Origin of the sequence: Stenotrophomonas sp. YAU14D1_LEIMI4_1 (assembly GCF_003086815.1) — a bacterium.
Classification (GTDB): domain Bacteria; phylum Pseudomonadota; class Gammaproteobacteria; order Xanthomonadales; family Xanthomonadaceae; genus Stenotrophomonas.
This window is the reverse complement of the sequence record NZ_CP025997.1, coordinates 1,591,305-1,615,461: the sequence shown is the minus strand read 5'-3', so window position 1 is coordinate 1,615,461 and position 24,157 is coordinate 1,591,305. Positions and strand designations below refer to the sequence as shown.

At 66.8% G+C, this 24,157-nt stretch carries 26 protein-coding genes; 8 read left to right on the top strand and 18 right to left on the bottom strand.

Annotated features, from left to right (window positions below):
- Positions 1 to 77: 77 nt before the first annotated feature.
- The gene (gene ftsH, locus C1932_RS07545) at positions 78 to 2,015 is read right to left on the bottom strand and encodes an ATP-dependent zinc metalloprotease FtsH (RefSeq protein ID WP_164271596.1); all 1,938 of its coding nucleotides are present in this window, start codon (positions 2,013 to 2,015) and stop codon (positions 78 to 80) included.
- A 67-nt stretch (positions 2,016 to 2,082) separates the two neighbouring features.
- Positions 2,083 to 2,715, bottom strand: a complete 633-nt coding sequence (rlmE, locus tag C1932_RS07540) for a 23S rRNA (uridine(2552)-2'-O)-methyltransferase RlmE (protein WP_008265654.1) — start codon at positions 2,713 to 2,715, stop codon at positions 2,083 to 2,085.
- Between the two features lie 64 nt (positions 2,716 to 2,779).
- Between rlmE and yhbY the strand changes: the two genes are divergently transcribed.
- The gene (gene yhbY, locus C1932_RS07535) at positions 2,780 to 3,085 is read left to right on the top strand and encodes a ribosome assembly RNA-binding protein YhbY (protein WP_108761730.1); all 306 of its coding nucleotides are present in this window, start codon (positions 2,780 to 2,782) and stop codon (positions 3,083 to 3,085) included.
- 12 nt (positions 3,086 to 3,097) lie between these two features.
- Positions 3,098 to 3,472, top strand: a complete 375-nt coding sequence (locus C1932_RS07530; RefSeq protein ID WP_108749236.1) for an Mth938-like domain-containing protein — start codon at positions 3,098 to 3,100, stop codon at positions 3,470 to 3,472.
- 129 nt (positions 3,473 to 3,601) lie between these two features.
- Here the strand turns inward: C1932_RS07530 and C1932_RS07525 are convergent, their stop codons facing one another.
- From C1932_RS07525 to surE, 4 genes are read right to left on the bottom strand one after another with little or no spacing between them, the layout of a single operon-like run.
- Positions 3,602 to 4,387 (bottom strand): peptidoglycan DD-metalloendopeptidase family protein, encoded by a 786-nt coding sequence (locus C1932_RS07525; RefSeq protein ID WP_108752744.1) that lies wholly within the window; start codon positions 4,385 to 4,387, stop codon positions 3,602 to 3,604.
- A complete protein-coding gene (locus C1932_RS07520; protein ID WP_108752743.1) occupies positions 4,384 to 4,998 on the bottom strand; it encodes a YqaA family protein in 615 nt (204 codons plus the stop codon). The genes C1932_RS07525 and C1932_RS07520 overlap by 4 nt, the downstream gene beginning before the upstream one ends.
- A gap of 19 nt (positions 4,999 to 5,017) precedes the next feature.
- Positions 5,018 to 5,695, bottom strand: coding sequence for a protein-L-isoaspartate(D-aspartate) O-methyltransferase (locus C1932_RS07515; protein WP_108761729.1), 678 nt, complete (start codon positions 5,693 to 5,695; stop codon positions 5,018 to 5,020).
- Positions 5,692 to 6,471, bottom strand: coding sequence for a 5'/3'-nucleotidase SurE (surE, locus tag C1932_RS07510; RefSeq protein ID WP_108752741.1), 780 nt, complete (start codon positions 6,469 to 6,471; stop codon positions 5,692 to 5,694). The genes C1932_RS07515 and surE overlap by 4 nt, the downstream gene beginning before the upstream one ends.
- Positions 6,472 to 6,680: 209 nt before the next feature.
- Between surE and C1932_RS07505 the strand changes: the two genes are divergently transcribed.
- The gene (locus C1932_RS07505; RefSeq protein WP_108761728.1) at positions 6,681 to 7,220 is read left to right on the top strand and encodes a Smr/MutS family protein; all 540 of its coding nucleotides are present in this window, start codon (positions 6,681 to 6,683) and stop codon (positions 7,218 to 7,220) included.
- Positions 7,221 to 7,305: 85 nt separating this feature from the next.
- On the opposite strand, the gene truD is transcribed toward C1932_RS07505, so the two are convergent.
- The 10 genes from truD to C1932_RS07455 form a co-directional block, all read right to left on the bottom strand.
- Positions 7,306 to 8,337 carry a tRNA pseudouridine(13) synthase TruD gene (truD, locus tag C1932_RS07500; RefSeq protein ID WP_108761727.1) on the bottom strand — a complete coding sequence of 344 codons (1,032 nt, stop codon included), beginning with the start codon at positions 8,335 to 8,337 and terminating at the stop codon, positions 7,306 to 7,308.
- Complete coding sequence (gene ispF, locus C1932_RS07495; RefSeq protein WP_005409005.1) at positions 8,334 to 8,831, bottom strand: 2-C-methyl-D-erythritol 2,4-cyclodiphosphate synthase; 498 nt, start codon at positions 8,829 to 8,831, stop codon at positions 8,334 to 8,336. The genes truD and ispF overlap by 4 nt, the downstream gene beginning before the upstream one ends.
- Positions 8,832 to 8,865: 34 nt before the next feature.
- Positions 8,866 to 9,564 (bottom strand): 2-C-methyl-D-erythritol 4-phosphate cytidylyltransferase, encoded by a 699-nt coding sequence (gene ispD / locus C1932_RS07490; RefSeq protein WP_108755894.1) that lies wholly within the window; start codon positions 9,562 to 9,564, stop codon positions 8,866 to 8,868.
- Positions 9,561 to 9,911 (bottom strand): cell division protein FtsB, encoded by a 351-nt coding sequence (gene ftsB / locus C1932_RS07485; RefSeq protein ID WP_108761726.1) that lies wholly within the window; start codon positions 9,909 to 9,911, stop codon positions 9,561 to 9,563. Before ftsB ends, ispD begins: the two co-directional genes overlap by 4 nt.
- A 4-nt stretch (positions 9,912 to 9,915) precedes the next feature.
- Positions 9,916 to 11,208: a phosphopyruvate hydratase gene (gene eno / locus C1932_RS07480; RefSeq protein ID WP_108752736.1), complete on the bottom strand. Its 1,293-nt coding sequence runs from the start codon at positions 11,206 to 11,208 to the stop codon at positions 9,916 to 9,918.
- A 53-nt stretch (positions 11,209 to 11,261) separates the two neighbouring features.
- Complete coding sequence (locus C1932_RS07475) at positions 11,262 to 11,654, bottom strand: hypothetical protein (RefSeq protein ID WP_108761725.1); 393 nt, start codon at positions 11,652 to 11,654, stop codon at positions 11,262 to 11,264.
- 31 nt (positions 11,655 to 11,685) lie between these two features.
- Entirely contained in the window at positions 11,686 to 12,042 is a 357-nt protein-coding gene (locus C1932_RS07470) for a hypothetical protein (RefSeq protein WP_108761724.1), read from the bottom strand.
- Complete coding sequence (kdsA, locus tag C1932_RS07465; protein ID WP_108749223.1) at positions 12,039 to 12,869, bottom strand: 3-deoxy-8-phosphooctulonate synthase; 831 nt, start codon at positions 12,867 to 12,869, stop codon at positions 12,039 to 12,041. The genes C1932_RS07470 and kdsA overlap by 4 nt, the downstream gene beginning before the upstream one ends.
- An 88-nt stretch (positions 12,870 to 12,957) precedes the next feature.
- Positions 12,958 to 14,622, bottom strand: coding sequence for a CTP synthase (locus C1932_RS07460; RefSeq protein WP_108761723.1), 1,665 nt, complete (start codon positions 14,620 to 14,622; stop codon positions 12,958 to 12,960).
- A gap of 400 nt (positions 14,623 to 15,022) precedes the next feature.
- Positions 15,023 to 15,259: a hypothetical protein gene (locus C1932_RS07455; protein ID WP_108751520.1), complete on the bottom strand. Its 237-nt coding sequence runs from the start codon at positions 15,257 to 15,259 to the stop codon at positions 15,023 to 15,025.
- Between the two features lie 160 nt (positions 15,260 to 15,419).
- Here C1932_RS07455 and parE point away from each other — a divergent pair, with 160 nt between their 5' ends.
- From parE to C1932_RS07440, 3 genes are all read left to right on the top strand, one after another.
- Positions 15,420 to 17,309: a DNA topoisomerase IV subunit B gene (gene parE / locus C1932_RS07450; RefSeq protein WP_108749221.1), complete on the top strand. Its 1,890-nt coding sequence runs from the start codon at positions 15,420 to 15,422 to the stop codon at positions 17,307 to 17,309.
- A gap of 180 nt (positions 17,310 to 17,489) precedes the next feature.
- Positions 17,490 to 18,065 (top strand): GNAT family protein, encoded by a 576-nt coding sequence (locus C1932_RS07445; RefSeq protein ID WP_108761722.1) that lies wholly within the window; start codon positions 17,490 to 17,492, stop codon positions 18,063 to 18,065.
- Between the two features lie 109 nt (positions 18,066 to 18,174).
- Entirely contained in the window at positions 18,175 to 19,668 is a 1,494-nt protein-coding gene (locus tag C1932_RS07440; protein WP_108761721.1) for a S10 family peptidase, read from the top strand.
- 436 nt (positions 19,669 to 20,104) lie between these two features.
- On the opposite strand, the gene C1932_RS07435 is transcribed toward C1932_RS07440, so the two are convergent.
- Entirely contained in the window at positions 20,105 to 21,226 is a 1,122-nt protein-coding gene (locus C1932_RS07435; protein WP_108752730.1) for an inorganic phosphate transporter, read from the bottom strand.
- Between the two features lie 13 nt (positions 21,227 to 21,239).
- Positions 21,240 to 21,866: a DUF47 family protein gene (locus C1932_RS07430; protein WP_079221423.1), complete on the bottom strand. Its 627-nt coding sequence runs from the start codon at positions 21,864 to 21,866 to the stop codon at positions 21,240 to 21,242.
- A 283-nt stretch (positions 21,867 to 22,149) separates the two neighbouring features.
- On the opposite strand from C1932_RS07430, the gene C1932_RS07425 reads away from it, so the two are divergent.
- Both C1932_RS07425 and C1932_RS07420 read left to right on the top strand, forming a co-directional pair.
- Positions 22,150 to 23,493: a hemolysin family protein gene (locus C1932_RS07425; protein ID WP_108761720.1), complete on the top strand. Its 1,344-nt coding sequence runs from the start codon at positions 22,150 to 22,152 to the stop codon at positions 23,491 to 23,493.
- Complete coding sequence (locus C1932_RS07420) at positions 23,477 to 24,136, top strand: exopolysaccharide biosynthesis protein (protein WP_108761719.1); 660 nt, start codon at positions 23,477 to 23,479, stop codon at positions 24,134 to 24,136. Before C1932_RS07425 ends, C1932_RS07420 begins: the two co-directional genes overlap by 17 nt.
- Positions 24,137 to 24,157: the final 21 nt, after the last annotated feature.

The window sequence follows — 24,157 nt, the reverse complement described above, 5'->3', positions numbered from 1 at the left end:
ACAGGGGTGCGGGTGTAGCGCGGAAACAACGAGGCCGGGTTGCCCCGGCCTCGTCTGCGATCAGTATTGGCGGGCCGTCAGTGCGACTCGGCCGGGCCGGCGATCGGCGGCAGCGGACGGGCGTCGCCGCCCTTGTCGTTGCTGCCACCATCCTTGTTGGACTTGTTCCAGCCCATCGGCGGCGGCGGGTCGCGGCCTTCCATGATCGCGTCGATCTGCGGCGCGTCGATGGTTTCGTACTGCAGCAGCAGCTGCGACATCGCATGCAGCTTGTCCAGGTTGGCCGTCATCAGCTCGGTGGTACGCGCGTAGGCCTCGTCCAGGATGTTGCGCACTTCCTCGTCGATGCGGCGGGCGGTGTCGTTGGACACGCTCTTGTGCTGGGTGACCGAACGGCCCAGGAACACCTCGTCGTCCTCTTCGCCATAGGCGATCGGGCCGAGCTGGTCGGACAGGCCCCACTTGGTGACCATGTTGCGGGCCATCTTGGTGGCGCGCTCGATGTCGTTGGAGGCACCGGTGGTGACCTTGTCGGCACCGAAGATCAGCTCCTCGGCCACGCGACCACCGTACAGCGAGCACAGCTGGGACTTGATCGCCACGCGGTTCATCGAATAGCGGTCGCCTTCCGGCAGGTACATGGTCACACCCAGCGCACGGCCGCGCGGAATGATGGTGACCTTGTAGACCGGATCATGCTCGGGCACCAGGCGACCGACGATGGCGTGGCCGGCTTCGTGGTACGCGGTGAGGGTCTTCTCTTCCTCGCTCATGGCCATCGAGCGGCGCTCGGCACCCATCAGGATCTTGTCGCGGGCACGGTCGAAGTGGTCCATGCGGACTTCCTTCTCGTTGCCACGCGCGGCGAACAGCGCCGCTTCGTTGCACAGGTTGGCCAGGTCGGCACCGGAGAAGCCCGGGGTACCGCGCGCGATCACCATCGGCTCGACGTCATCGGCCAGCGGCAGCTTGCGCATGTGCACCTTCAGGATGTGCTCGCGGCCCTTCACGTCCGGCAGGCCGACCACGACCTGGCGGTCGAAACGGCCCGGGCGCAGCAGCGCCGGGTCCAGCACGTCCGGACGATTGGTCGCGGCGATTACGATCACGCCTTCGCCACCTTCAAAACCGTCCATCTCGACCAGCAGCTGGTTCAGGGTCTGCTCGCGCTCGTCATGACCGCCGCCCAGGCCGGCGCCACGGTGGCGACCGACAGCGTCGATTTCATCGATGAAGATGATGCACGGGGCGTGCTTCTTGGCCTGCTCGAACATGTCGCGCACGCGGCTGGCGCCGACGCCCACGAACATTTCCACGAAATCCGAACCGGAGATCGAGAAGAACGGCACCTTGGCTTCGCCGGCGATGGCCTTGGCCAGCAGCGTCTTGCCGGTACCGGGCGGACCGACCATCAGCACGCCGCGCGGAATCTTGCCACCCAGCTTGGTGAACTTGGACGGATCACGCAGGAAGTCGACCAGTTCGCCCACTTCTTCCTTGGCTTCGTCGCAGCCAGCAACGTCGGCGAAGGTGACCTTGATCTGGTCTTCGCCCTGCAGCTTGGCGCGCGACTTGCCGAAGGACATGGCGCCCTTGGCACCACCGCCACCGCCCTGCATCTGGCGCATGATGAACAGCCAGAAGCCGATGATCAGGATGACCGGCAGGAAGTTCATCAGGATGGCCGCGAAGGAAATGCCGCTGGACGGCTGTTCCTGCACGATGTCCACGTTCTTGGTACGCAGCACGTTGATCAGGTCGCGATCAGCCGGTGCCGACACCGTGCCGGTCTGGCCGCCACGGGTGGTGTAGGTGATTTCGTTGGTCAGGCCGCGCGAATCGCCACCGAAGGTGACCTTCTGCACGTTGCCGCTGTCCACCTGGTCCAGGAACTGCGAATACGATGTGGCCTGTGCCCCGGCCCCGGAGGACTTGGGCGAGAAGCTCTGGAAGACCACCATCAGCACGACGGCGACGACCACCCATAGCAGGAGGTTCTTGGTCAAGTCGTTCATCCTCATTGGCTCCAGCGTTCCTCTTTCAGTGCGGGCATTGCGTTAGGGTCGAGCTTACGGGTCGAGCTTACTTCATGTGGGCGCGTTTTCCCTGACCCAAGGCGTAGACCTCTGGGGAACGCTTGCGCGAGGCTTCCGGCTTGCGGATGGAGACTTTGTCGTACCGACGGCGCATTTCACGCACGTAGTCATCGAAGCCTTCGCCCTGGAACAGCTTGATCAGGAACGCCCCACCGGTCTTGAGGTGGTTGTCGGCGAAATCCAAGGCCAGCTCTGCCAGGTGCATCATCCGCGGCTGGTCGACCGCGCCTACACCACTCTTATTGGGGGCCATGTCCGACAGCACAAGGTCTACCGGCTGATCGCCCAGCATGGCCTCGAACTGCGATAGGACGGTTTCTTCCCTGAAGTCACCGTGAAGGAACTCCACCCCGGCCAGCGGCGGCATGTCCAGGATGTCCAGGGCCAGCACGCGGCCGGTGTCGCCAATCTGTCTCCGCACCTGCTGAGACCAGCCGCCCGGGGCGGCGCCGAGATCGACCACGACCATGTGCGGCTTCAGCAGCCGGTCACGTTCGAGCAGCTCTTCGAGCTTGTAGGCGGCACGCGAGCGCATGCCTTCGGCCTGCGCCTTCTTCACGAAGGGGTCGGAGAAGTGTTCCTTGAGCCAGCGCTGGCTGCTTTTGCTGCGGGTAGCCATTGGAAATAGGGGGTTACGGGGTGGTCATGATACCCTGATCACCCCATTCAACCGTGTTTTCTGCATGCCCATCGCCCTGACCGCTTCCCAGACCCGTTTCCTGCGCGGCCAAGCCCACGATCTGAAGGCACTGCTGCAGACCGGCGGCAAGGGCATCACGCCCGCGTTCATCGCCGAGCTGAACGAGGTGCTGGAGCGCCACGAACTGGTGAAAGTGAAGGTGGCCGCTGAAGATCGCGACGCCCGCGACGTGATGATCTGTGAGATCGTCGAAGCGACCGAAGCCGCGCTGGTACAGCGTATCGGCCACGTGGCCGTGCTCTACCGCCCGAGCAAGGAACAGCGGCAGATCGTGCTTCCGCGCGGCTGATCGCCCTGCCCCATGCAGCTGAACCACGAACCGCCTGATTACGCTTACAGCCTGCGCGCGGCCGATGGCCGCTCGGCGCGGGTGAACGACCAGTCGCTGTCCAGCAGCTTCTTCCTGACGCCTGAACAGCTGGCAACGGACTGGCCGGTGCTGCGTGCCGCCGATCTGCAGGTGGCCGACCTGGAACCGATCCTGGCCCTGGGCCCGGCGCTGATCGTGCTGGGCACCGGCGATCGTCAGGTGTTCCCGCCCGCCGTGGTGATGGCCGCCTGCCTGTCGCGCGGCATCGGCCTGGAAGTGATGAACAATCCGGCCGCCGCGCGCACGTTCAACATTCTTGCCGGCGAAGGCCGCAAGGTCGCCGCGGCCTTCATTCTGGAAGGTTGAGGCGGCAGCCGCCGGGCGTGGCCCGGATCAGATCGCGATACCCCTGGCGCCCGGGCCGATGCTCGGGCGTTTTCGTGTGGGCGCGATGAGCCGCCGGGCATGGCCCGGCGCTACCCGTATCTGCCCGCGCTAGCGCGCCGGCAGATACTGCTGCGGGTCGACCGGCTTGCCGTTGTAACGAATCTCGAAGTGCAGCATGTCGCGGTTCGCACCGGTACGGCCCATTTCCGCGATCTGCTCGCCGGCCTTCACGTTCTGCCCTTCGTTCACCAGGCGCTTGCGGTTGTGGCCATAGGCCGACAGCCACTGGTCACTGTGCTTGATGATGATCAGCTCGCCGTAGCCCACCAGGCCTGCGCCGGAGTACACCACCACGCCGTTGGCCGATGCGCGCACCGGGGCCCCGCTGCTGCCTGCGATGTCGACGCCCTGCTTGGTGGCATCACCCGCCACATAGCGACCCACCACCGCACCGTCGGCCGGCCAGCGCCAGGCAATGCTGCTCTTGACCGGCGTGGCCGGCGCGGTGCTCGGCGCCGTCGAAGGCGTGCTGCCACTGCCGGTGGCCGGACGCGGCGCGGTGACCACCGTGGTGGGTGCGCGGCCGCTGCCGGCACCCTGCGGATACAGGCGGATGACCTGGCCCGGATAGATCTGCGACGGGTTGTCCAGCCGGTTCCAGGCAATCAGGTCGGCCGGGGTGATGTCGTGGATGCGGGCGAGTGCGTAGATGGTGTCGCCCTTGCGCACGACCACGGTCTGCCCCGGCTTGGGCACCGAGGTCTTGGGCGTACTGGCTGCCGCACCGCTGCCACCGGGGCGGACCACCGTGGCGGTGCCACAGGCAGCCAGCGAGGAAACCAGCAATGCCAGCGCGCCGATACGCACGCCCTTGCCCAGACCATTTGCATTCATGCGAACTTCGACCTCCATACAAGCCAGGCAACCAGCACCACCACCAGCGCGGTGGCGATCCAGCCCAGCGGTTCAATCCAGCGCCGCAGCGCGGCTTCCGCGCGCGGGCCGCCAATGCGGATCACGGCGGCCAGAACGTACACACGCTTGCCGCGACCGATCAGCATGCTCAACAGATACTGCGGCATGGGCACACCGACGATACCCGATGCCCACGTGAAGACCTTCATCGGGATGGGCATGAAGCCCCCCAGCACCAGGAAGGTGAACACCGCCCAGGGCGACTCGGCCATCTTGGCCTGCACCGTGGCGATGCCATCTTCAATGGCCGGCAGCATGCCCAGCATCTCGAACAGCGGCTTCACCGCCTCGAAGGCGTAGTGGCCCAGGGCGTAACCGATCACTGCGCCCACCATCGAGCCGGCCAGGCTGAGGGTGGCAAACCACCAGCCGCGCTTGGGCTGGGCCACGCACATCGGCGCCAGCATCACTTCCGGCATGACCGGGAAGATGATGGCTTCGAAAAAACTCAAGACGGTCAGATAGGTCGGCGCGCGTTCGTGCGCCGCCCATTTCATCGCCCGCTCGTATAGCGGCCCGAAAATCTTCATGCAACCCTGCTCCCTGGATTCAGTCGAGCATGCCGGACAGCAGCGGCACGAAGGTGACCGGTGCCAGCACGCGTTGTTCGATGCTGCCGTCGGCCTTGCGGTCGAGCTGTACCAGCGATTGCCCGCCGGGGCCGCCGACCGGCGCCACCAGGCGGCCACCCACGGCCAACTGCTCGACCAGCGCATCGACCAGCGCCGGTGCGGCTGCGGTGACCACCACGGCGTCGTACGGGCCGTGCTCGGCCCAGCCCACCCGGCCGTCGTCATGCTTGGTGCGGATGTTCATGCCCAGCGCGCGGAATCGCTTGCGCGCCTGCCGCAGCAGATCGCCGATGCGTTCGACCGTGTAGACCTCGAGGCCGACGGCGCAGAGTACGGCGGCCTGATAGCCCGAGCCGGTGCCCACTTCCAGCACCGTCTTCGGTGCAACCTGCAGCACCGCTTCGGTCATCCGCGCCACCACCCAGGGCTGGGAAATGGTCTGGCCGTGGCCGATCGGCAGCGCGGTGTCCTCGTAGGCACGCGAGGCCAGGGCTTCATCGATGAACAGATGGCGCGGCACGATGCGGATGGCATTGAGCGTGGCCTCGTCGGCAATGCCGGCCTCGCGCAGGCGATCGACCAGGCGGTCGCGCACGCGCTGCGAAGTCATGCCGATCCCCACGGCTTCCGGCTGCAGGCGCAGGCGCGGGCTCATGCCGGCTGGTCCAGCGCGGCGCTCAGGCCACCGACCCAGCTGGCCACCTTCTCCAGTGCCTGGTAGCGGGTCAGGTCGACCTGGATGGGGGTGATCGAAATATGGCCGGTGCGCACCGCGTGGAAATCGGTACCGGGACCGGAATCCTGCTCGCGACCGGCCGGACCGATCCAGTACACCTCGTTGCCGCGCGGATCCTTCTGCGCGATGCACCCTTCGGCGCGGTGGCGGTTGCCCAGGCGGGTCACTTCGAAGCCCTTCACCTCGCCCCACGGCAGGTCAGGCACGTTCACGTTCAGAATGGTGTCGGCCGGCAGCGGGTCGGCCTTCAGCCGGGCCACGATCTCCACAGCCGCACGCGCCGCGGTTTCGAAATGCTTCGGGTCATGGTTGCGGCTGACCAGTGAGACCGCCACTGCCGGCAGCCCCAGGAACCGCCCTTCCATGGCCGCCGAGACCGTGCCGGAGTAGATGACATCGTCGCCGAGGTTGGCGGCATTGTTGATGCCCGACACGACGATATCCGGTTCGAACTCGAGCAGGCCGGTCAGCGCCAGATGCACACAGTCGGTGGGCGTGCCCGCCACCGAGACGGTGTAGTGGTCGATGCGCTTGAGCCGGATCGGCAGATCCAGCGTCAGTGAATTGCTGGCACCGGACCGGTCGCGATCGGGGGCAACCACCGTGACTTCATGCCCGGCGTCGCGCAGCACCTGCGCCAGCATCCGGATGCCTGCAGCGTCTACGCCGTCGTCGTTGCTGACCAGGATGCGCATGTTCGATTCAACCGCTTGATTTTCCAAGAATTCGATTCCATCACCTTGCCGCGTGGGCGGGACCGGCAGCCGCCCCCTCGGGAACCGGCGATCTCGCAAGTGCGTCCACTATTGTGCCGCAAGCGGGGCGCGGGTCCTACCCTGCCGGCGGTCACGGAAGCGTTTGAAATGCCGTAGGCAGCGCATCAGTGGCGGTTTACCCTGTGCACATGTCGCACCCAGAAGATGAAGACCCCGCCGCGCTGTTCCGCGCGGCCATCGGCGAAGTCACCCCGCTGCGCAAGGATGCCGAACCGGCGCCGGCCGCACCACGGCCGAAACCGCGCGCCCGCATGGCCGAACGCGACGAGCAGGAAGCGGCCGGTGAGTTCGCCCGGCTGCTGCGCGACAGCAGTCCGCTGGAGGCGGGCGATACCGCCAGCTACCGGCGTGACACGCTGCCGCCGCGCATGTTCCAGCGGCTCAAGCGCGGCCAGTATTCGGTGCAGGACGAACTGGACCTGCATGGCGCGACTGCCGCGCAGGCCGAAGCGCTGCTGCGCCAGTTCCTGCTGGAAGCGCACGCGCATGAGTTCGGTTGCGTGCGCATCATCCACGGCAAGGGGCTGCAGTCTGACGGCGGCGCGCCCGTGCTGAAGAACCTGGTGGACCGCCTGTTGCGGCTGCGCAACGATGTGCTGGCGTTTCATTCGGCGCCGCCCGGACAGGGCGGCACCGGTGCGGTGCTGGTGTTGTTGGCGCGGCGGTGAGGCATTCATCCACGCATGGCGTGGATCTACCGGGCGGTGAGGCATGCATCCACGCCAGGCGTGGATGCGCTGCACCGCCGGGTCCTCACCCCTGCGAGGCGTCCTCCACCGGACCCAGCTCATGCAGCACTGCAGTGGCGTAGCAGCCCGGTGGCAGCGCAAAGGAAAGCTCGAGCACGTCATCGGCCAGCCACTGGTGCTGCAGCAGCGCCGGGCGCAGGCGCATCGCGCGCCGCTCCTGCTTCAGGCGCGCATCTTCCAACCCTGCGCGCAGCGCCTTGGACTCTTCATCGTCCAGCGCGCCCAGTTCCAGCGCGCGCGCGGCATCGGTACTGCGCAGTTCGCCCTCGCCCCACAACGGCGCGCTGGGATGGATGTCGAACCGTGCCAGGCGATCGGCCAACGCATCGGTGTACGGCTCCGGACCGAACACGCTGCGGCTGCCATCGAGCATCCACACCTCACCCTGCAGCGGCTGATCCCAGCTGCCCTGCTCCACCCGGGCAGCCAGCACCCGGTTGAACAGCGCCGAACGGGCGGCCGACAGCAGCAGCGAGCGCTGGTCCTTGCGCATGCGGCGGCCGCCGAACATGGCCAGGGCCGCCGGCACGTTGCCACCGTCGCGACCAAAACGCTGTTCGCCGAACCAGTTGGGCAGGCCGCGGGTGGCGATCTGCTGCAGGCGTTCGCTGATCGCGGCGGCATCGCCCTGCACATTGCGCAGGACCAGCTTGAAGCGATTGCCAGCCAGGGCGCCGCGCTGCAGCTTGCGGTTGTGCCAGGTGGCGTCGAGCACTTCGATCTCGTCGCTGGCCAGTGCGGCCAGGTCAGGCGCCACCCGCTTGGGCAGGTGCACGCTGAAGCGCTGGGTGGTGACCGCGTGGCGGTCCTTCATGCCGGCATAGCTGACCGCCATTTCCGGCAGGCCGGCCCACGCCGCCAGCAGCTTGGCCACATGCACTGTGTTGGCGCCGCGCTTGCGGATGTGCAGCAGCAGGTGCTCGCCCTCGCCGGTGGCCTCGAAGGCCGGCAGTTCGTCCACCTGGAAATCTTCCGGCGTGCTGCGGATGCGGGCGCGCAGCAACGGCGCACCGAACGCCAACGGCACCGGAATCATGCGGCCACCAGCAGCACCACCGCCTGCGCGGCGATGCCTTCGCCACGCCCGGTGAAGCCCAGCTTCTCCGAGGTGGTGGCCTTCACGCTGACCGCGTCCAGCGGCAGCTGCAACAGGCCGCCGATGCGCTCACGCATGGCCAGCGCATGCGGGCCGACCTTGGGGCGCTCGCAGATGACGGTGATGTCGGTGTTGCCGACCCGCCAGCCGCGCTCGCGCAGCAGGCTGTCGCAGTGGCGTACGAAATCGCTGCTGTCGGCGCCCTTCCAGCGGTCGTCGCTGGGCGGGAAGTGTTGGCCGATATCGCCCAGCGCAAGCGCGCCCAGCATCGCATCGCACAGCGCGTGCAGGATCACGTCGCCATCGCTGTGGGCCAGCACGCCGCAGCTGTGCGGTACGTTCACGCCGCCAAGCATGATGTGGTCGCCTTCACCGAAGGCATGGACGTCATAGCCCTGGCCGATTCGGACGGGCGGGAACGGAGCGGTGCTCATGGATGCAACCCTTGCAGCAGGGCCGCGCGGTCACTCAACCAGCGCGGCGGGAAAGTACGAATTCGAAACGGTCCAGGTCGGCCGGCGTGGTGATCTTGAAGTTGTCCTCGCTGCCTTCCACCAGCAGTGGGCGATGGCCCTGGCGCTCCATGGCCATGGCCTCGTCGGTCACCTCGACATCGGCAGCGGCGGCATCGGCCAGCGCGCGCGCCAGCTGGTGGCGGCGGAACAACTGCGGGGTGAGCGCGCGCCACAGGCGTGCGCGCGGCTCGGTGGCATCGATGCCACCATCGTCGCCGGCACGCTTCAAGGTGTCGCGCACCGGCGCGGCCAGGATCGCGCCGACCGGGTCGGCACGCCCCACTTCCAGCAGCCGGCCCAGATCGGCCGGCGACAGGTTCGGGCGCGCGGCATCGTGCACCAGCACGAATTCATCGGCGCGCACGCTGTCGGGCAACGCCTGCAGGCCCGCCAGCACCGACGCGGCGCGGGTGGCGCCGCCGATGCAGGTCAGCACCGGCTTGCCCGCGAACTCGGTCCAGCCCGGCCAGTCGGCATCGTCCGGGCCCAGCACGACCATCACGCCGGCCACCGCCGGATGCGCCAGCAGCGCATCCAGGGTGTGGGCCAGCAGGATCCTGCCGCCTGCCTGCAGGTACTGCTTGGGCAGCGGCGCACCGAAGCGGGTGCCGCGGCCTGCCGCTGGCACCACCACCCAGATGGCCGCGCTCATGGCACGTCCGCCGTGTGGTCGCCGGTCTGTGCAGCCACCGGTGCAGCCGCCGGCGGACGCGAGGCGGCATCCTCCACCACGCGGTAGAACTTCTCGCCGGGCTTGATCATGCCCAGCTCGCTGCGAGCGCGCTCTTCGATGGCGGCCTGGCCTTCTTTCAGGTCCTTCACTTCGGCAGCCAGCGCATCGTTGCGCTGCTGCAGACCTTCGTTGTCCCGTTCCTGGTTGGCGACCTGGGCTTCGAGCGTCATCACTTCACCCGAATTGCCCGGGCCGAACCAGAAACGGTACTGCAGCCATGCCAGCAGCAGGGCCAGCACCAGCAGCAGCCAGCGCCAATCGCGCATGGGCTCAGCGCTTCAGCGAAACGAACGCGTCACGACCGGCGTAACGCGCGCCGGCACCGAGGGCTTCCTCGATGCGCAGCAGCTGGTTGTACTTGGCCACGCGATCGCTACGGCACAGCGAACCGGTCTTGATCTGGGTCGCGGTGGTGGCAACCGAGATGTCGGCGATGGTGGTGTCTTCGGTTTCGCCCGAACGGTGCGAGACCACGGCGGCGTAGCCGGCACGGTCGGCCATGGCGATCGCTTCCAGGGTTTCGCTGAGCGTCCCGATCTGGTTGACCTTGATCAGGATCGCATTGGCGGTGCCCGAATCGATGCCTTCCTGGAAGATGCGCGGATTGGTGACGAACAGATCGTCGCCCACCAGCTGCACCTGCTTGCCGATGCGGTCGGTCAGCAGCTTCCAGCCGGCCCAGTCGTTCTCGGCCAGGCCATCTTCAATCGTGATGATCGGGTACTGCGCGGCCCAGTCGGCCAGGAAGTCGACGAACTGCTCGGAGGTCAGGCGCTTGTTCTCGCCCACCAGGTTGTACTTGCCGTTCTCGAAGAATTCGCTGGAGGCCACGTCCAGGCCCAGCAGCACGTCTTCACCGGCGGTGTAGCCGGCCTTGCCGATGGCTTCCAGGATGGTGTCCAGCGCTTCGACGTTGCTGCGGAAGTCCGGCGCGAAGCCGCCTTCGTCGCCCACGGCGGTGCTCAGGCCATGGCCCTTCAGCACCGACTTCAGCGAATGGAAGATTTCGGTGCCGGCGCGCAGCGCTTCAGAGAACGAGGTGAAGCCAACCGGCAGCACCATGAATTCCTGGAAATCGACGTTGTTGTCGGCATGCGCGCCGCCGTTGATGATGTTCATCATCGGCACCGGCAGCGACGGCGTGGCGCCGGTCTTGCCGGCCAGGTACTGCCACAGCGCCTGCTTGCTGGAAGCGGCGGCAGCATGCGCGGCAGCCATGGAAACACCCAGCAGCGCGTTGGCGCCCAGGCGGCCCTTGTTCTCGGTGCCGTCCAGATCGATCAGGCGACGGTCCAGGCCGGCCTGGTCGGTGGCTTCGAAGCCCTTCAGCGCGTTGGCGATGGCGCCATTGACGTTGTCGACGGCCTTGCGTACGCCCTTGCCCAGGTAACGGGTCTTGTCGCCGTCACGCAGCTCCACCGCTTCCTTGGTGCCGGTCGAGGCGCCGGAAGGAACCGCGGCGCGACCGAACGAACCGTCCTCCAGGATGACTTCGGCTTCCAGCGTGGGGTTGCCACGGCTGTCGAGGATTTCACGGGCGTGGATGCTGCGGATCGTACTCATGGTCGGGCCGGTTACCTGTAAGGAGAGGAGGCGACAAAACGAATGCCGCGTGATTATCCCCGGCTGCCCGCCGCTTGCCAAATGGTGTCGCCGATCACGACCGGATCCTGGCCCTGCACCAGCATCGGCACGGCCACGATCATGCCCAGCAGGGCCAGCAGCAACGCCGCCACGGCGGCCAAGCCACGCCCACGCCGCAGGCGCCACGCCAGCACCGAAGCGACGCCACTGCCCAGCGCGGACACTGCCAGCACGCCGATGGCCGCAAACAGGGCCACCTGCACCGATTCCAGCGCATGACTGCCATCGCCGGGCGAACCGATGGCCGACAGAAACACCAGCACGCCTGCACCCAGGGCCGCCCAGGCCAGCACGGCCAGGCTGAGCGCACACAGGCCCCAGGGCCACGGCCGGCGCGAAGCGGGCGCGGAAGATGTTGGATTCATCAGGTGAATGGGCTCCCCGCCCGGGTGAGGATCACAGCTGGGTCAGCACGACCCCGCCCAGCAGCAGCGCCACGGCAAGCAACAGCAGGCCTGCCAGCATGGCCGCGCCACGCGCACGACGCAGGCGCCAGCCCAGCACGGTAGTGACCGCGCTCAGCACGCACGACACGGCCGCCGTGTTCAGGCAGGCCCAGGCCATCGAATGCTGCCAGCGCGGCGCGGCACCGTCGCCCGGCATGCGGGTGCTTCCCGCTGCCAGCAACACGGCATAGCCCAACGCCGCCCACATCAGCACGCCGAAGGCCACGGCCACCCAGCCCCACGGCCACTGCCGCCAGTGCCGCCGGCGACGCCGTGCTTCCAGCGCCGCCCACGGGTCCAGACTCACGCGAAGCGCGAGAAACCGTGCTTCTTGGTCACCGCGTCGAGCTCCATCAGGGTCTCCAGCAGCGCTTCCATCTGGTCCAGCGGCCACGCATTGGGGCCATCGGACAGCGCCTTGGACGGGTCCGGATGGGTTTCGGCGAACAGGCCGGAAATGCCCACGGCCACGGCAGCGCGCGCCAGCACCGGTACGTGTTCACGCTGGCCACCGGAACTGGTGCCCTGCCCGCCCGGCAGCTGCACCGAATGGGTGGCGTCGAACACCACCGGGCAGCCGGTGTCGCGCATCACCGCCAGCGAACGCATGTCGCTGACCAGGTTGTTGTAGCCGAAGCTGGCGCCACGCTCGCAGACCATGATCTGCTCGTTGCCGGTGGACTTGGCCTTCTCCACGACCGGCTTCATGTCCCACGGCGCCAGGAACTGGCCCTTCTTGATGTTGACCGGCTTGCCGGCGGCGCACACCTTGCGGATGAAATCGGTCTGGCGGACCAGGAACGCCGGGGTCTGCAGCACGTCCACCACCGAGGCCACTTCGTCCATCGGGGTGTATTCATGCACGTCGGTCAGCACCGGCACGCCGATCTGCTTCTTCACTTCGGCCAGCACCTTCAGGCCTTCTTCCATGCCCGGACCGCGGAACGCGGTACCCGAGGTACGGTTGGCCTTGTCGAAGCTCGACTTGAAGATGAAGTTGACGCCAAGCTTGTCGGTGATCTCCTTCAGCTTGCCGGCGGTATCGAGCTGCAGCTGCATCGACTCGATCACGCAGGGTCCAGCGATCAGGAACAGGGGCTGGTCCAGCCCAACCTCGAATCCACACAGTTTCATGGCGTTTCCTTGTTGGTCCGCGCGCCGTACAAGCCAGCGCGCTGGGGTTGAAGCATGCAGGATGGGGGCCGCAACCCCCATTCACAAGTCAGGCGCGGGCTTCGGCCAGCAGCGCGCCGCCAGCCTTGCGCTCACGCGCGGCACGGATGAAGCCGATGAACAGCGGGTGGCCGTCGCGCGGCGTGGACAGGAATTCCGGGTGCGCCTGGCAGGCCAGGAACCACGGGTGCGCATCGCGCGGCAGCTCCACCACTTCCACCAGAGTGTCGTCCATCGACTTGCCCGAGATCACCAGGCCGGCATCTTCCAGCTGGGTGCGGTAGCGGTTGTTGAACTCGTAGCGATGGCGATGGCGCTCGGCCACCACGTCCTTGCCGTACAGCTCGCGGGCCAAGGTGCCCGGCTTCAGGCGCTGTTCCTGCAGGCCCAGGCGCATGGTGCCGCCCAGGTCGCTCTTGTCGTCGCGCTTTTCGACATCACCGGTGGCGGTGCGCCATTCGGTGATCAGGCCGATCACCGGGTCCGGCGACTGGCGGTCGTTCTCGGTGCTGTTGGCCTGCTCCAGGCCCAGCACGTGGCGTGCGTAGTCGACCACCGCGGCCTGCATGCCGTAGCAGATGCCGAAGTACGGCACGCTGTTCTGGCGCGCGAACTGCGAGGTCAGTACCTTGCCTTCGAAGCCACGGTCACCGAAGCCGCCCGGCACCAGGATGCCGTCAACGTCGGCCAGGGCGGCCATGTCGGTGCCTTCCAGGTCCTGCGCTTCCAGCCACTTCAGGTTGACCTTGGTGCGCTGGCGCAGGCCACCGTGCTTGAGTGCTTCGCCCACCGACTTGTAGGCGTCCTGGTGGTCGACGTACTTGCCAACCACGGCGATGGTCACTTCGTCCAGCGGGTGCAGGGTGGCATCGACGGCGTCTTCCCACATCGACAGGTCCACCGGGCCGGCCTTGTCGGCCAGCTTCAGCTGGCTCACCACGATCTCGTCCAGGCCCTGCGCGTGCAGGCCCGAGGGAATGCGGTAGAGCACGTCCACGTCCGGCACGCTGATGACGGCGCGTTCGGAGACGTTGGTGAACTGGGCGATCTTGCGGCGCTCCGAATCGGGCACGGCCTGCTCGGAACGGCACAGCAGCACGTCCGGCTGGATGCCGATCGAACGCAGTTCCTTCACCGAATGCTGGGTCGGCTTGGTCTTCAGCTCACCGGCGGCCCCGATGTAGGGCACCAGGGTGAGGTGCATGAACAGCGCCTTCTCCGGGCCACGCTCGGTGCGCACCTGGCGGATGGCCTCCAGGAACGGCAGCGATTCGATGTCGCCCACCGTGCCGCCGATCTCGACCAGGGCCACGTCGTAGCCCTCGGTGGCTTCGTCGATGCAGCGGCGGATCTCGTCGGTGATGTGCGGAATGACCTGCACGGTCGCGCCCAGGTAGTCGCCGCGGCGCTCCTTGCGGATCACGTTCTCGTAGATGCGACCGGTGGTGACCGAATTCTTGCGGCTCAGGCGGGTGCGCACGAAACGCTCGTAGTGGCCCAGGTCGAGGTCGGTCTCGGCGCCATCGTCGGTGACGTAGACCTCGCCGTGCTGGAACGGGCTCATCGTGCCCGGGTCCACGTTGATGTACGGGTCGAGCTTCATCATCGTGACCTTCAGGCCACGCGCTTCAAGAATGGCGGCCAGCGACGCAGCGGCAATGCCTTTGCCGAGCGAGGACACCACGCCGCCGGTTACGAAAATCAAGGGAGTCATGGCTGCAAGCATCCTGTCTGGAAATGGAAAACGGCAGCACCACGCCTGCCCGGGGGGCAGACAGGGTGCAGAAAGGGGGTTTTCCGGTTCGCTGGGACAGCGAGGGAGGTGCGGACCTGGCCGGCGGCAGGCGCCGGGCGGGAACCTTCGTGCGAGGTCGGGGCGGCCGTGCCGGCCATTTCGACCGTCACCTGCGACCCGCATTGCTGGAGGCCAGACCTGGCCCTTCCAGCCCATTCGCAAAGGGTGGACACGCACTTACTCCCGGAAAGCCATAGTTTACAGATAGAGGGCCGCCAACCCAAGGGGCAGATGGCGGCAAGGGCAAAAGAAAACGCCCCGCAATGCGGGGCGTTCAGGAACAGAACCCTTGTACCAAGGGCCTTGGGGGGCGTAAGACTTAACGCTTCTTCCGCGCTTCCTCTTCTTCTTCCTGCTGCGGGACCGGCTGGCCCTTGGCCTTCATTTCGGCATTGGCCTGGGCCCGGCGCTTGGCCTTGGCATCGGCTTCGGACTGCGCGGCCTTGTCGGCCTGGTCGTTCTGCTGCGGGGCCGGCTGGCCGGCGTTCTGCGCCATGACCAGGGGCACGGCAACGGCGGCGGCGGCCAGGATCGCAATGGTCAGCAACTTCTTCATGGAGTCCTCCTCGCGGTATCGCTTCGACATGGGGGTGCCGGCGTCTGGATTCCAGCGATGCCCATTTTACCCCCTTGTGGTGGCCGAGGCTGAACCGCAGGCGTGCAAAATCGCGTTCCAGACCGCACACTTGCGCGTCGCTCCAAGCTTCCGAACATAGATGAACGCCCGCTATAACGCCGCCGATATTGAAGTCCTGTCCGGCCTTGACCCGGTCAAGCGCCGTCCCGGCATGTATACCGACACCGCGCGCCCGAACCATCTGGCGCAGGAAGTGATCGACAACTCGGTGGACGAGGCGCTGGCCGGCCATGCCCGCTCCATCGAGATCACCCTGTACAAGGATGGCAGCGTGGAAGTCAGCGATGACGGCCGCGGCATGCCGGTGGACATCCACCCGGAAGAAAAGATTCCCGGCGTGGAGCTGATCCTGACCCGCCTGCATGCGGGCGGCAAGTTCAGCAACAACAACTACACCTTCTCCGGCGGCCTGCACGGCGTGGGCGTGAGCGTGGTCAACGCGCTGTCCACCCTGGTGGAAGTGCACATCAAGCGCGAAGGCGCCGAGCACCGCATCACCTTCCGCAACGGCGACCGCGCCACCCCGCTGGAAGTGGTCGGCACGGTGGGCAAGAAGAACACCGGAACCCGCGTGCGCTTCTGGCCCGACCCGAAGTACTTCGATACGCCCAAGTTCGCCGTGCGCGCGCTCAAGCACCTGCTGCGCGCCAAGGCTGTGCTGTGCCCGGGCCTGACCGTGAAGCTGACCGACGAGGCCACCGGCGAAGTCGACACCTGGTACTACGAAGACGGCCTGCGCGATTACCTGAAGCTGGAACTGGGCGAGCGCGAATCGCTGCCGGCCGACCTGTTCGTGGGCAACCTGAAGAAGGACACCGAAGTCGTGGACTGGGCCGTGGCCTGGCTGCCGGAAGGTGAGCTGGTACAGGAAAGCTACGTCAACCTGATTCCCACCGCCCAGCACGGCACCCACGTGAACGGCCTGCGCACCGGCCTGACCGAGGCGCTGCGCGAGTTCTGCGATTTCCGCAACCTGCTGCCGCGCGGCGTCAAGCTGGCCCCGGAAGACGTGTGGGACCGCGTGTCCTTCGTGCTGTCGCTGAAGATGACCGACCCGCAGTTCAGCGGCCAGACCAAGGAACGCCTGTCCTCGCGCCAGGCCGCCGGCTTCGTCGAAGGCGCCGCCCACGATGCCTTCAGCCTGCTGCTGAACCAGAACGTGGAACTGGGCGAGAAGATCGCGCAGATCGCCATCGAACGCGCCAGCGCCCGCCTGAAGACCGAAAAGCTGGTGGTGCGCAAGAAGGTCACCCAGGGCCCGGCCCTGCCCGGCAAGCTGGCCGACTGCATCAGCCAGGACCTGTCGCGCACCGAACTGTTCCTGGTGGAAGGCGACTCGGCAGGCGGCAGTGCCAAGCAGGCGCGCGACAAGGATTTCCAGGCGATCATGCCGCTGCGCGGCAAGATCCTGAACACGTGGGAAGTGTCCTCCAACAGCGTGCTGGCTTCGGAAGAAGTGCACAACCTGGCCATCGCCATCGGCTGTGACCCGGGCAAGGATGACATCAGCGGCCTGCGCTACGGCAAGGTGGTGATCCTGGCCGACGCCGACTCCGACGGCCTGCACATCGCCACCCTGCTGACCGCACTGTTCCTGAAGCACTTCCCGGCGCTGGTCGATGCCGGCCACGTGTTCGTGGCGATGCCGCCGCTGTTCCGCATCGACGTGGGCAAGCAGGTGTTCTACGCGCTGGACGAGGAAGAGAAGCGTTCCATGCTGGACAAGATCGAGCGCGAGAAGATCAAGGGCGCGGTGAACGTGACCCGCTTCAAGGGCCTGGGTGAAATGAATCCGCCGCAGCTGCGTGAATCCACCATCCACCCCGATACGCGCCGGTTGGTGCAGTTGACCGTGGACGATGGCGAGCAGACCCGCTCGCTGATGGACATGCTGCTGGCCAAGAAGCGTGCGAGCGATCGCAAGGGCTGGCTGGAAAGCAAGGGCGACCTGGCTTCGCTGGAAGCCTGATTCCCGCGCGGGGTCGGATCCGGTTGCGCAGCAACGGGCTCTGCCCCCTGCTTCCCGGCGATGGGGTCGACGATGGGGTCAGAGCCCTTTCCTGCGGAAAGGGATCCGACCCCGCCCTTCCGCCGCCATCGGCAAAGCCGGCAGCGCGATAATGCGCGTTCACCCGCGCGGACCACTGTATTGCCCAGCCACTCGCTGCTGTTCCCGGGCCTGCCGCTGCACAGCGCACGCCTGGTCCTGAGCCCGATCCGCCGCGACGACGCCGCCGCGCTCTACGCCCTGCAGTCCGATGCCGAGGTGATGCGCTGGTGGAACCACCCGGCCTGGACCCGCCCGGCCGAAGCGCGTGCGCAGATAGACGATGACCTGGCCGCACAGGCCACCGGCACCCAGCTGAAGCTGGCCGTGCGCGAATCGATCGATGGCCCGCTGCTGGGCATCTGCGTGGTGTTCGCGCTGGAGCGTGATGCACGGCGGGCCGAGATTGGTTACCTGCTGGCACCGGCGCAGCAGGGCCAGGGCTACATGCACGAAGCGCTGCAGCGGCTGCTGGATTACCTGTTCCAGACACTGCGGCTGCATCGCGTGGAAGCCGAGCTCGATCCGCGCAATGCGCCCTCGGCACACGTGCTGGAACGACTGGGCTTTGCCCGTGAGGGTCTGCTGCGGCAGCGCTGGCGCATCCAGGGCGAACTGGCCGACTCGGTGGTGTACGGCCTGCTGGCCGACGACGACCGCGCCCCGCGACCGGCTTGACCGAATCTGGCTGCAACGGCCTGGGCGACCGGGCCATGCCTTTGGACACATACCGCGCGCGGCGTGGCGACCTAGCATCGCAGTCCCCTTCCGCTACCGCTCTGGTGCCATGAAGTTCCTGCTGCACACTGCCGCGCTCTGCGTCGGCCTGCTTGTTGCCCCTGCCAGCGCCCTGGCGGCGCCTGCTGCCGACGCCGCCGAAACCAAGGCCCCTGCCACCGAAGCTCCGGCCCTGCCGGCCGATGCGTCGGTGCGGCAGAGCATGCGCCTGGGCGGCCGCACGCTGGATTACACCGCCAGCGTCGGCACCCTGCCGGTAAGCGACGACAAGGGCAAGGTGATTGCCTACGTGGTGTTCACCGCCTACACGATGCCCGGCAAGGACCGCCCGGTCACCTTCGCCCTCAACGGCGGTCCCGGCGCCTCGTCGGTCTACCTCAACCTGGGTGCGATCGGCCCGAAGGTGGTCACCTTCGGTTCGGAAGGTGACAGTGCGTCAGCACCGGCCACCCTGCACGACAATCCCGGCACCTGGCTGGACTTCACCGACCTGGTGTTCATCGATCCGGTCGGCACCGGCTTCAGCCGCGCGCGCATCGGCGATGACGAGGCGAAGAAGCAGCTGTATACCCCCAGTGCCGACGTCGAATATCTGTCACGCACCATCTACGACTGGCTGCTGCGCAACCAGCGCATGGCCTCGCGCAAGTACCTGACCGGTGAAAGCTACGGTGGCTACCGCGGCCCGCGCATCACCCACTATCTGCAGACCCGGCTGGGCGTGGCGATGAACGGCCTGGTACTGGTGTCGCCCTACCTGAGCCCGACCCTGGAAGACAACGCCGATGTCTCGCCGATGGCGTGGATGCAGACCCTGCCCTCCATTGCCGCCGCGCACCTGGAGCGGCAGGGCAAGCTGACCGATGCGGCCATGCGCGAGGTGGTCGAATACACCCGCGGCGACTATGCCACCGCGCTGATGAAGGGCCGCAGCGATCCGCAGGCCACCGAAGCGATGCTGCGCCGGGTGAGTGAGCTGACCGGGCTGGACCCGCAGTTCGTGCGCCGCGCCGGTGGGCGACTGGAAACGCAGGCCTACCTGCGCGAGGTGTTCCGTGACAAGGGCACGCTGGGCAGCCGCTACGATTCCAACGTGACCGCGTTCGATCCGTTCCCGAATGATCCCGAGCAGCGCGCCAACGACCCGCTGCTGGACAGCATCATCGCGCCGACCACCACGGCCATGGTCGACTTCGTGACCCGCGTGGTGGGCTGGAAGGTGGATGCGCGCTACCAGGCACTGAACTACGAGGTGAACCGGCTGTGGGACCGCAATGGCGACCTGCGCCAGGGGGCGGTGACCCAGCTGCGCCAGGCGGTGGCGATCGACCCGCACCTGCAGGTGCTGATCGTGCATGGCTGGAACGACTTGTCGTGTCCGTTCATGGGTTCGATCCTGACGGTGGACCAGATGCCGGCGATGGGCAGCAACCCGGACCGGGTGCAGGTGCGCAGCTATCCGGGCGGGCATATGTTCTACAGCCGGGCGGACAGCCAGGCCGCGTTCCGTCGCGATGTGCAGGCCCTGTTCCAGCGCAACTGAGGTGGGTGGCAGGCCGGGCCTGCGGCCCGGCACCCGCTGACGGCAACGGCAACGGCAACGGCAAAAGCCTGCATTTCGGGGGGCGGCGGGATGGGGTGGGCAGGCGGGGGACGGCAAAAACCGCTCCTGCGTGCCTCGTAGAGCGCCATCCATGGCGCTCTGCGCCCCCGCCTGCCCACCCCACCCCGCCGCTGACGGGTTCGTGGCGCTGCTGGTGGGTGCCGACCGTCTGCTGTTGGTGGGTGCCGCCCGTTGGTCGGCACAGACTCTGACCCTGGTTCTGCTCTGGTAGGTGTCGACCTTGGTCGACACGATGGGTGCAGGAGAATGGTTTCGCCCATGAAAAAGCCCGCCGGAATCCGGCGGGCTTTTTCTGTTTCCGGGGGTCAGATCCTTTTCCCGCAGGGAAAGGGCTCTGACCCCGGGGCTGCCGGTATCAGGTCCAGCCGGCCAGCTCGAACAGCTTCAGGATCAGGTACGCACAGCCACCGGCTGCCGGGATGGTCAGGATCCAGGCCCAGACGATGCGTTCGATCACCCCGAACTTCAGCGAACGCGGGTTCTTGGCAAAGCCCACGCCCATGATCGCGGTGGAGATGCTGTGGGTGGTCGAGACCGGCATGCCGAAGTGGGCGGCCAGGGTCAGGATGGTGGCCGAGCTGGTTTCCGCGGCGAAGCCGTGGATCGGGTGCAGCTTGACCATCTTGTGGCCCAGGGTCTTGATGATCTTCCAGCCGCCGGAGGCGGTACCGGCAGCCATCACCACTGCACAGGTCAGCACGATCCACATGGCAATGCCGTCGCCGGCGCTGGCATCGGGGTGCATGAAGGCCAGCCACGACGGCAGGTTGTCCAGCGCACCGGTGGCTTCAGCGCCGATCAGGGTCATGGCGATGATGCCCATGGTCTTCTGCGCGTCGTTGTGGCCGTGGGCGAAGCCCATGTAGGCCGCCGAGGCGATCTGCGCCTTGCCGAAGAACGCGTTGACGATGCGCGGACGGGCCAGGCGGCCGATGGCACCGCCGATCTTGGCCAGGCCGGCGATCAGGCCCCACAGCAGCACCATCACCACGATGCCCAGCAGGAAGCCGGCGATCGGCGAGGTGATCATCGGCACGAACACCTTCCACAGCAGGCCCTTGTTCTGCGCCCAGCTGCCCAGGCGCTCGGACCAGATCAGCGCATCCCAGTTGTTGTGGGCGGCCGCCAGGCCGGCGCCGCACAGGCCACCGATCAGCGCGTGCGAGGACGAGGACGGCAGGCCCTTCCACCAGGTGATCAGGTTCCAGATGATGCCGCCCAGCAGGGCGCACAGGATCACCTGCGGGGTGACATCGACCACGTTGGTGTTGAGCAGGCCCGAGGCGATGGTCAGCGCCACCGCGGTACCGGTCAGCGCGCCGATGAGGTTCATGAAGGCGGCCAGCATCACCGCCCAGCCGGGCGAGAGCACCTTGGTCGCCACCACGGTGGCAATGGAATTGGCGGTGTCGTGGAAGCCGTTGATGAACTCGAAGACGAGCGCGGCCAGGATCACCACCAGGACAAGGGTCAACATGCGGCGGCGTCCGTCAGCTGTTCTTCAACACGATCTGGTACGCCACCACGCCGGCCTCGCGGCAACGGTCGATGGCCTTTTCCAGGATCTCGAAGAATTCCTTCAGCAGGAACATCTGCAGGTTGTCCAGGCGACCGGAGTAGATGTCGCGGTACAGCTCCAGCATCAGGCGGTCGGCTTCGTTTTCCAGCGAACGCAGCTTCTCGTTCAGCGCGGTCATCCGGTCCAGGTTCATGTGGCGCAGGTCGGCCACCATTTCCACGACCACGCCAGCGGCCTGTTCCAGCATCGCCGCGCGCGGCGCGAAGTCGATGTGTTCCAGGTGGGTGGTGGCCAGCGAATAGCGATCGGCGAACTTCTCGATCTGCTTGGGAATCTTGTACAGGGCCGAGCCCAGCGCTTCGATGTCTTCGCGCTCGATGGGGGTCATGAAGCTGTCCACCAGCGCCTGGCTGATCTTGTCCGACGCCGCGCGCTCGCGCAGGCGGGCCAGCTTGAAGGCGTCCAGCGCCGGCTGGCGGTCGGCCTCGCGCAGCATGGAATGCAGCGCCTTGGCGGCATCGTTGGCCGCGACGGCAGCCTCATCAAGCAGGGTGTAGAACTGTTTGCCGGAACCGAAAATGGTCTGCAGAGAGAACATTGAGAAACCTGTCAGCCGTCGCGGGAAGGACGGCACCAGAGGGAATTATGACGGCTAGATGACCATCACGGGTATACCCGCCCGCTTCCGGGGGTGGAAAACCCCCAACCTGAACAGGCAGTTGCCATCCCGCCACGCCCCTTTGCTAAGATGCCAGCGCGCCCCCGGGCGCACCTTATGGACGACGACCCTTATCCCCCCGCGCCGCGCCGGACCCCGTTCCTGAGCGCCAGCCGCCACCGCAAGCACCCGCCCTCCCTGCCACCAACCGGGGACGACGCCCGTGTTTGAGATCCTGATTGTCCTGGCCCTGATTGTCTTCAACGGCTTTTTCGCCATGTCCGAGATGTCGGTCATGACCTCGCGCAAGAGCCGCCTGAAGCAGATGGCCAGCACCTCCAAGCGCGCAGCCAAGGCGCTGGAACTGTCCGAGAAGCCCGAGAACTTCCTGTCCACCGTCCAGATCGGCATCACCCTGGGCGGCATCCTGACCGGCGTCTACGGTGGTGAAGCCATTGGCAGCAGCATCGCCCACCACCTGCAGGCGATGTTCCCCTCGCTGGCCGACACCATCACCCTGTTTGGTGAGCCGCAATCGCTGGCCAATCTGATTGGCAAGACGCTGGCCGTCGCGCTGATCACCTTCCTGACCCTGATTTTCGGCGAGCTGGTGCCCAAGCGCCTGGCCATCACCCGTTCCGAAGACATTGCCGGCATGGTGGCCCTGCCGATGGGCTGGCTGGCCCGCATCGCCTTCCCGGCAGTCTGGCTGCTGTCCCATTCGACCCGTCTGGTGCTGCGCCTGCTGGGCCTGGGCAAGGACGAAGCCGCGTCGGTCACCGAAGAAGAAATCCGCATGCTGGTGGCCGAGAGCCACGAGGCCGGCGTGATCGATGCCCACGAGCGCGACATGATGAACCGCGTGATGCGCCTGGGCGACCGCACCGCCGACAGCCTGATGACCCCGCGCAACCGCATTGCCTGGCTGGACACCCAGGCCGGCCTGGAGCGCAACCTGGAAATCATGGCCGAGCACGAGTTCTCGCGCTATCCGGTGTTCCGCGACAACGACCAGGACGTGGTGGGCGTACTGGAACTGAAATCGCTGGCCACCCGCATGGCACGCGGCGACAACGCCCTGTTCCAGACCCTGCGCGAGGCGCTGTATGTGTCCGAATCGACCCATGCGATGAAGCTGCTGGAAATCTTCCGCGAGGAACAGCAGTCGATGGCGCTGGTGGTGGATGAGTACGGTGAAATCCAGGGCCTGGTGACCATCAGCGACCTGATGGGTGCGGTGGTCGGCCGCCTGCAGGCGGTGGAGAACGCCGACGAGGATGCGCTGGTGGTGACCCGCGAAGACGGCTCGCTGCTGGTGGATGGCTCGTTGCCGATCGAGGACCTGCGCGAACTGATCGGCAGCAACGAGCTGCCCGATGCCGAGGAAGGCGATTACTACACGCTGGCCGGCATGTGCATCCACTACTTCGGCCGCATCCCGCATGCGGGCGAGTACTTCGATTGGGCTGGCTGGCGCTTTGAAGTCGTCGACCTGGACGGCGCCCGCGTGGACAAGCTGCTGCTGCGCACCCTGTCGGACGAGCAGGCCGATGAGCTCACCGCCTGATCCAGGCCACGGCGCGGGCGACGAGCGCCCGAGCTATCGCAACGAGGGCATCCGCACCCTGCTGGCGATGTTCGAATTCGGCGATCCGGCCCAGCACATGAAGCTGGGCCAGATCCTGCAGGACCTGCAGCAGAGCGCGTTCGGCGTGTTCCTGTTCGTGGCCATCCTGCCGGCCTTCATCCCCATTCCGGGGCTGGGCGGCGCGGTCAGCGGGCCGCTGGTCATCCTGATCGGGCTGCAGATGCTGTTCTGCATGCGGAAGCCCTGGCTGCCGGGCTTCATCGCCCGCCGCGGGCCCCGCCGCGGCACCATGCACCGGTTCCTGGACCGCATCGATCGGCCGCTGCGACGGCTGGACCGCATGCTGAAGCCGCGCATGCCGCAGATGCTGGCGCCAGCGCCGGCGCATGCCTTCACCGGTCTGCTGCTGGTCCTGCTGGGGCTGCTGCTGTCGCTGCCGATCCCGTTCACCAACTACCTGTTCGGGTTCCAGCTGCTGCTGTTCTCGCTTGCGTTGCTGGAACGCGATGGCGCGCTGATGCTGTTCAACTGGATTGGCGGCGTGGTGGCGGTGGCCTTCTTCGGTTTCAGCTCCGGCCAGCTGGTGGGTTATACCGCCGACCTGTTCCAGCGCTGGTTCTGAGCGTTGGCCGCAGGGCTCGCC